At 45.5% G+C, this 7,652-nt stretch carries 7 protein-coding genes and 1 pseudogene; all 8 read left to right on the plus strand.

Annotated elements, in window-relative coordinates:
• The first annotated feature begins 54 nt into the window (after window positions 1-54).
• Window positions 55-2,205, plus strand: coding sequence for a type I secretion system permease/ATPase (locus AM629_RS13625; protein WP_054479833.1), 2,151 nt, complete (start codon window positions 55-57; stop codon window positions 2,203-2,205).
• A 141-nt stretch (window positions 2,206-2,346) separates the two neighbouring features.
• A complete protein-coding gene (locus AM629_RS13630; RefSeq protein ID WP_054479835.1) occupies window positions 2,347-3,762 on the plus strand; it encodes an HlyD family type I secretion periplasmic adaptor subunit in 1,416 nt (471 codons plus the stop codon).
• 131 nt (window positions 3,763-3,893) lie between these two features.
• Window positions 3,894-4,415 (plus strand): DUF5625 family protein, encoded by a 522-nt coding sequence (locus AM629_RS13635; RefSeq protein WP_054479836.1) that lies wholly within the window; start codon window positions 3,894-3,896, stop codon window positions 4,413-4,415.
• A gap of 58 nt (window positions 4,416-4,473) precedes the next feature.
• On the plus strand, window positions 4,474-4,995 hold the full coding sequence (locus AM629_RS13640; RefSeq protein WP_054479837.1) for a DUF5625 family protein: 522 nt from the start codon (window positions 4,474-4,476) through the stop codon (window positions 4,993-4,995).
• Between the two features lie 93 nt (window positions 4,996-5,088).
• Window positions 5,089-5,610: a DUF5625 family protein gene (locus AM629_RS13645; protein ID WP_054479838.1), complete on the plus strand. Its 522-nt coding sequence runs from the start codon at window positions 5,089-5,091 to the stop codon at window positions 5,608-5,610.
• A gap of 28 nt (window positions 5,611-5,638) precedes the next feature.
• Window positions 5,639-6,160 carry a DUF5625 family protein gene (locus tag AM629_RS13650; protein WP_054479839.1) on the plus strand — a complete coding sequence of 174 codons (522 nt, stop codon included), beginning with the start codon at window positions 5,639-5,641 and terminating at the stop codon, window positions 6,158-6,160.
• Between the two features lie 48 nt (window positions 6,161-6,208).
• Complete coding sequence (locus tag AM629_RS13655) at window positions 6,209-6,730, plus strand: DUF5625 family protein (RefSeq protein WP_054479844.1); 522 nt, start codon at window positions 6,209-6,211, stop codon at window positions 6,728-6,730.
• A gap of 48 nt (window positions 6,731-6,778) precedes the next feature.
• Window positions 6,779-7,652 (plus strand): annotated as a pseudogene (locus tag AM629_RS23480) (S8 family serine peptidase); the annotation flags it as partial.

The following is a 7,652-nucleotide window of genomic DNA, read 5'->3' on the forward strand; positions in this document are numbered from 1 at the left end:
TTGCTAGGGGTGAGATGAATATCCAGATTTTTGATTTAAGGATTAAGTTGTCTGATGCAAGATAATGAAATGAGTACTGAGCCACCCCATTCTTCCTCGGAGCTGGATACCGGCCTGATTTGCCTGGCTATGTTGGCTAGGTTTCATAATATCGCTATATCGACTGAACAACTTTCACACGAGTTTTCTACTGCCAGCCAAGGTCTTACCCTGAAAGAACTGCTGCTGGCTGCCCGTCATTCAGGGCTGAAAGCCAAGGCTGTACACACAACACTTGTCAGACTTGAACATACTCCCTTGCCAGCCATTGCCATTGACCGAGATGGAAAGTTTTTTATTTTGGCTAAACTGGATAAAGAACAGGCTCTGATTCAGGACCCACGTTCGGCGCGCCCCGAAGTTATCAGCTTCGAACAGCTTGAGCAGCGTTGGACAGGGCAACTGGTGCTTGTGCGTTCCAGTAACGGTCTGCCTGGAGAGACTTCGCGCTTTGACTTCACTTGGTTTATCCCGGCTATCGTCAAATACCGCAAGTTGTTGGGTGAAGTTTTGTTGGGGTCTTTTGCCTTGCAGTTGTTTGCCTTGGTGACTCCGTTGTTCTTTCAGGTGGTCATGGACAAAGTACTGGTACACCACGGCCTAACCACACTGGATGTTGTCGCGGTAGGATTACTGGGCATCATGTTGTTCGAGTCGGCCTTGAGCGGTTTGCGTAGCTACGTGTTTGCTCATACGACCAGCCGTATTGATGTGGAGCTGGGGTCGGGTCTGTTTCGGCACTTGATTAATCTGCCGTTGGCTTACTTCCAGGCAAGGAGAGTCGGTGATTCTGTGGCTCGTGTACGCGAACTGGAAAACATCCGCAGCTTCCTCACCGGCAACGCCATTACTTTGATGCTCGACGTGCTTTTTTCTCTGGTATTCATCCTTGTGATGTTCTATTACAGCGGCTGGTTGACTCTCGTTGTGGTGTTATCATTGCCGCTTTATGCACTAGTTTCAGGGTTGGTGACACCTCTCTTACGTAAGCGATTACAGGATAGCTTCACACGCAACGCTGAGAATCAGGCATTCCTTGTCGAAACGGTCAATGGCATCGATACCCTAAAGTCAATGGCGGTTGAACCGCAGGCCATCCGCAAGTGGGATAACCAACTGGCGGCTTATGTTGCCGCAGGTTTCAAAACACAGACCTTATCCACTATCGCCAATGAAAGCGTCTCGCTTATCGGCAAGTTAGTGACGGTCGCTACACTCTGGCTCGGTGCGCATCTCGTGATAGAGGGGCAGCTATCGGTGGGGGAGCTGATCGCATTCAATATGCTGGCCGGCCGTGTCAGCGGCCCGATCATGCGCCTGGCGCAACTGTGGACCAGCTTCCAGCAGACCGGGGTTTCCGTGCAGCGTCTGGGAGACATCCTCAATTCCCGTACTGAATTGTCTCAGGCTACACGTAGCACGGTGCCGCCGCTCAAGGGGCAGGTAGAGTTCGAACAGGTGCATTTTCGTTATCGGGCTGATGGTTCTGAGGTGTTGCGCGGAGTCAACTTGGTCATTGGTGCAGGAGAAATCATTGGTGTAGTGGGCCGCTCCGGTTCCGGCAAAAGTACTCTGACCCGTTTGTTGCAGCGGCTCTATGTTCCGGAGCGCGGACGGGTCATGGTCGATGGCATGGACTTGGCATTGGCTGATGTGTCCTCGCTGCGCCGGCAGATTGGCGTGGTATTGCAGGACAATATGCTATTCAACCGCAGTATTCGTGAAAACATTGCCTTGAGCGATCCGGGTGCGCCGCTCGAAGTGGTCATGCACGCCGCCCGCATGGCTGGAGCTCATGAATTCATCCTTGAACTGCCCGAAGGTTACGACACCATTGTGGGTGAGCACGGCGCGTCACTTTCTGGCGGTCAGCGGCAACGGGTAGCCATTGCCCGAGCCTTGATCGGCAATCCTCGCATTTTGATTTTTGACGAGGCGACCAGTGCGCTGGACTACGAGTCTGAGCGGGTGGTGCAGCAGAACATGCAAAGCATTTGCAAGGGACGCACGGTCATCATTATCGCTCATCGGTTGTCTGCTGTACGCGACGCGCATCGTATCCTTGTGATGGATCGCGGGCAGATCGTTGAACAGGGGGCTCACGCCGAGTTACTGGCGCGTCAGGACGGCCACTATTCACGACTGTATCGAATGCAGCAAGGCTGAAAGGCTCCCATTTCCAGAACGTACGATGCAAACGGCTAATAACGTAATCAATGGTTAATAACATAATCAAGGGTTAATAACACCATCAGAGGTAGATGTGACCAAGATAAACATACTCCGATTTAGGGAAAATAATTTCAAATGAGCGCCACCCTTTCCTTATTGCAGCGTTATCGTCACGCGTGGCGTCAGTCTTGGCGCCAACGTAAAAACATGGACGTGTCGCCGCGACTGGCTCATGAATTACAGTTTTTACCGACGGCTTTGGAGTTGCAGGAAACACCGGTGCACCCAGCCCCGAGGATTTTTACCTGGGGCATTATGGGTTTCGCTGTATTGGCGTTGCTCTGGGCCTACATCGGCAAAATCGAGGTCGTGGCTATTGCCCCGGGAAAGGTTGTTCTCAATGGCAAGACCAAGTTGATTCAATCTAGCGAAACGGCGGTGGTCAGAGCGATCCACGTCAATGACGGTCAGTCGGTGAAAGTTGGCGAATTGTTGGTCGAACTCGATCCGACGGCGGCGAGCGCCGAAGTCAGCCGGATTCAGAGCGAGCTGCTGGCTGCTCGTATCGACAGTGCGCGGAGTGCCGCCATGCTCGACGCGATCAATCAACAAAAGTCGCCGGCGTCGCTGGTAGGCACGATTGACAACGCCAACCCTGAGCAGGTGCTCAGTGCCCAACGCTGGCTTCAAGGACAATACCAGGAATACCGCAGCAACCTGGAGTTGGTGGACGCAGAAATCCTCCAACGCAGCGCCGAAATCCAGTCTGCCGAAGCCCAGGTGGCTAGCCTGCGAAAAACGCTACCGATTGCGACACGATTAGCCGAAGATTACCGACGGTTATTGACGAAACAGTATGTGTCGCGGCATGAATATCTGGAAAAAGAGCAGACGCGATTGGATATGCAACGTCAGTTAAGCGTACAGCAGGCCAGTGTCTTGCAGCACGCCGCTGCTCAGGACGAGGCGCGACGTCGGCGTGAGGCTGTTGTTGCGCAAAATCGCCGCGCCATGCTCGACCTGCAACAGGAAGCCAACAAAAAAGCAGCGACTTTGGTTCAGGAGCTGGCGAAGGCCCGTTACCAAGAAACCTTGACCAATCTTAAAGCCCCGGTGGCCGGCACAGTTCAACAACTCGCTATCCATACTGTCGGTGGCGTGGTGACACCTGCTCAGCCGCTGATGGTCATCGTCCCCGCAGATCAACCGGTAGAAGTGGAGGCCATGCTGGAAAACAAGGATGTAGGTTTCGTCCATGTTGGTCAACCGGTTACCGTCAAGGTGGAAACCTTCACTTTCACCAAGTACGGCACCGTTGACGGCGAAGTGCTCAACGTATCAAACGACGCCATCGAGGATGAAAAGCATGGGCTCATCTATAGCAGCCGTATTCGTTTGAAGTCTGATCACGTGATGGTTAACGGTCAGCGAGTCGCGCTGTCTCCGGGCATGTCAATCACGGCAGAAATAAAAACCGATCAACGTCGCGTGATCGATTATTTCTTGAGTCCATTGCAGCAGCATATAGATGAAAGTCTGAGAGAGCGGTGAGAAAACGGCGGGTCGTAAGAACAGCTTTGTGAACCCGGTTCGCCATATTCACCGTTTTTCGTGTTTGAGATAAGTGACTGTTAATGGTTAAAGATGGTTTATCGCAGTCTTACTTTATTTGGAGTGATGAAATGAAAGTATTACATATACACGAAAGATTTAAAAATTGGCGAAATATTATTGTTTTTATGAGCTGCACTTTATTAATGGCCTGCTCTAAGTTCATTGATATATACAGACCGATTGACGTATCGAAGTCTGGTCAATCAGTCAAAATTGATTTTGAAATCAGCAAGGAAGGAAATTATCAGTTTGTCCTGCTGTTTGCTACTACGGATGATTATGATGAAATGGCAAGGCGGTTTAAGTTGTTTGGGAGAGCTGATAAAGACGGAGTAATAACCCCCGTTTCACTCCATATCGTTAAAGATGGCAAGATTTTTTTTGATAAGAAAATAAACGCTGCGGGGTCCGAAGGAGGGCGTGTCTTCTATTACGAAGAGAGAAGGGTAAATACGGCTGTGCGAGAAATTAAAACACTTTCGTTACCCCCCGGGCATTACTCTGCGGTCATTACCACTCTGGAGGATGTCCCTGCTTTTAATGGTGTTGAGAGTTTTGTCGAGTTTGCCTATTACAATCCGAAAATTTAAGAAGATTTAAAATGGTGTCAGTATAAATAAAGAAAATATCAAAGTTTGGAGTGACGAAATGAAAGTATTACGTATACATAAAAGGTTTAAAAATTGGCGAAACATTATTATTTTTATGAGCTGCATATTATTAATGGCATGTTCTGAGCCCATTGATATATACAAGCCGATTGACGTGTCGAAGTCTGGTCAATCAGTCAAAATTGATTTTGAACTCAGCAAGGAAGGTAATTATCAGTTTGCCTTACTGTTTGAAACTGGGGAGGGTTATGATGAAATGGCAAGGCGGTTTAAGTTGTTTGGGAGAGCTGATAAAGATGGAGTAATAATCCCTGTTTCACTCTATATCGTTAAAGATGGCAAGATTTTTTTTGATAAGAAAATAAACGCTTCAGGGTCCGAAGGAGGGCGTGTCTTCAATTACGAAGAGAGAAGTATAAATACGGCTGTGAGAGAAATTAAAACATTTTCATTACCTCCCGGACGCTACTCTGCGGTAATTACCACCCTGGAGGATGTCCCTGTTTTTAATGATATTGAGAGTTTTTTTGAATTCACCTATTACGATCCAAAGATTTGATTTATGTAGAAAAAACAAAGAAAAATAACCAGTAGAGGAAATAATAAGTATGGAAAAGAAATACACTGTAACATCAAAATTTGGAGTGACGAAATGAAAGTATTACATATACATGAAAGATTTAAAAATTGGCGAAATATTATTGTTTTTATGAGCTGTACCTTATTAATGTCCTGCTCTAAGTACATTGATATATACAGGCCGATTGACGTATCGAAGTCTGGTCAATCAGTCAAAATTGATTTTGAACTCAGCAAGGAAGGTAATTATCAGTTTGCCTTACTGTTTGAAACTGGGGAGGGTCATGATGAAATGGCAAGGCGGTTTAAGTTTTTTGGGAGAGCTGATAAAGATGGAGTAATAATCCCTGTTTCACTCTATATCGTTAAAGATGGCAAGATTTTTTTTGATAAGAAAATAAACGCTGCGGGGTCCGAAGGAGGGCGTGTCTTCAATTACGAAGAGAGAAGTATAAATACAGCTGTGAGAGAAATTAAAACATTTTCATTACCTCCCGGACGCTACTCTGCGGTCATTACCACTTTGGAGGATGTCCCGGTCTTTAATGGAATCGAGAGTTTTGTCGAATTCACTTATTACAATCCGAAAATTTAACGAGAATTACTTTATTTGGAGTGAAGAAATGAAAGTATTACGTATACATAAAAGGTTTAAAAACTGGCGAAATATGATTATTTTTATGAGCTGTACATTATTAATGGCCTGCTCTAAGCCTATTGATATATACAAACCGATTGACGTATCGAAGTCTGGTCAATCAGTCAAAATTGATTTTGAAATTAGCAAGAAAGGGAATTATCAGTTTGCCTTGCTGTTTGATAAAGGGGATGACTATGAGGAAATGAAAAAGCGGCTTGAGTTGTTCGGGAATGTTGATAAGGACGGGATAATAACCCCTGTTTCGCTTCATTTGGTTAAAGATGGCAAGATTTTTTTTGACAAGAAAATAAATGCAGGAGGACGTGGTTGGGGACAGTCTTTCGATTACAAAGGGAGAAGCATAAATATGGCTGTGCGAAACATTAAAATACTTGAGTTATCCCCCGGACGCTACTCTGCGGTAATTACCACCCTGGAGGATGTCCCTGTTTTTAATGGCATTGATAGTTTTGTTGAATTCACCTATTACGATCCAAAGATTTAAAATGGTATCAGTATAAACAAAGGAAATATGAAAATTTGGAGTGAAGAAATGAAAGTATTACGTATACATAAAAGGTTTAAAAATTGGCGCAATATTATTATTTTTATGAGCTGTACCTTATTAATGGCCTGCTCTAAGCCCATTGATATATACAAACCGATTGACGTATCGAAGTCTGGCCAGTCAGTCAAAATTGATTTTGAAATCAGCAAGACTGGAAATTATCAGTTTGTCCTGCTGTTTGCTACAGGGGATGATCATGATGAAATGAAAAGGCGGTTTAAGTTGTTCGGGAGTATTTATGATGACGGAGTAACAATCCCTGTTTCACTTTATCTGGTTAGAAATGATAAGGTTTTTTTTGATGAAAAAATAAACTCAGGGGGATACGACGGGGGGCAGTCTTTCTATTACGAAGAGAGAAGGGTAAATACGGCTGTGCGAGAAATTAAGACATTTTCGTTATCCCCCGGACGTTACTCTGCGGTCATTACCACTCTGGAGGATGTCCCTGCTTTTAATGGCATTGAGAGTTTTGTCGAGTTCGCCTATTACAATCCGAAAATTTGATTTATTCAGAAAAACAAAGAGAAATAACCAGTAGAGGAAATAACAAATATGGAAAAGAAATATACTGTAACCTACAAAGTAGCTCCACAGGGAGCGAAGTATGTTTATCAGGCCGATAAGAACGAGCATAAAGCTGGAGACGTACATTCTTCAACTGGCGGTCATATGTGGTATGTGTTAAGTGATGGGAACGGAAATGAACAAAGTTACGGTTTCGAGTCACGATATGATCAAATGCGTGGCCCCGGGCGAATAACTCCTTTGGATAATGCTGCCTACCAACAAACCTCCTATGAAACCACCATACCGTTGACTGAAGTTCAGTACAACATGTTAAGCGATTTTTCACAAAACCCACAGTCAGGTAAATTTGGATTTAAATTTGATGATACACGCTATAATCTGTTCACCAACAGTTGCGTAGATTTTGTGTTTTCATCATTAAAGGTCATTGGTTACAATGATAAAGGTTTTGAAGGAAATTTGTTCCCCAATAATAATGTTCATGTCTTACGGAACATGTTATACGGCGAAAAAGCTAAAATCATTCGTGCCAACCTTTTTATAAATGGTTATTTTGAAGAAAAGAATGGTCACTCACCGTCGACAAACTTAATTAACATTGATATCAATTCCTCCCCACAGCCGCAGAAACATATTCAGGGCGAAAATAAAGCGCAGCAGGATGTTGCCAACGGTTATATCCAAAATTCAGCGACCCATAAAATATTCACCCTCGCGGGCATTCTCAATAAAACCGATTTCGCTTCAACACAGATGGCTAGCCTTGCCACTGGCGGCATTCGTCCCGGTGAAATGCAGCTCGACCCCAATGTCCGGCCCAACGCCTATTTATCGCAGTTCTACCTCGACCTGACCTTGAATGGCAATAAACAGGACACCAGCCTGCGCAACGCTGTGA

Source organism: Photorhabdus heterorhabditis (genome assembly GCF_001280945.1).
GTDB classification, from domain to species: Bacteria; Pseudomonadota; Gammaproteobacteria; order Enterobacterales; family Enterobacteriaceae; genus Photorhabdus; species Photorhabdus heterorhabditis.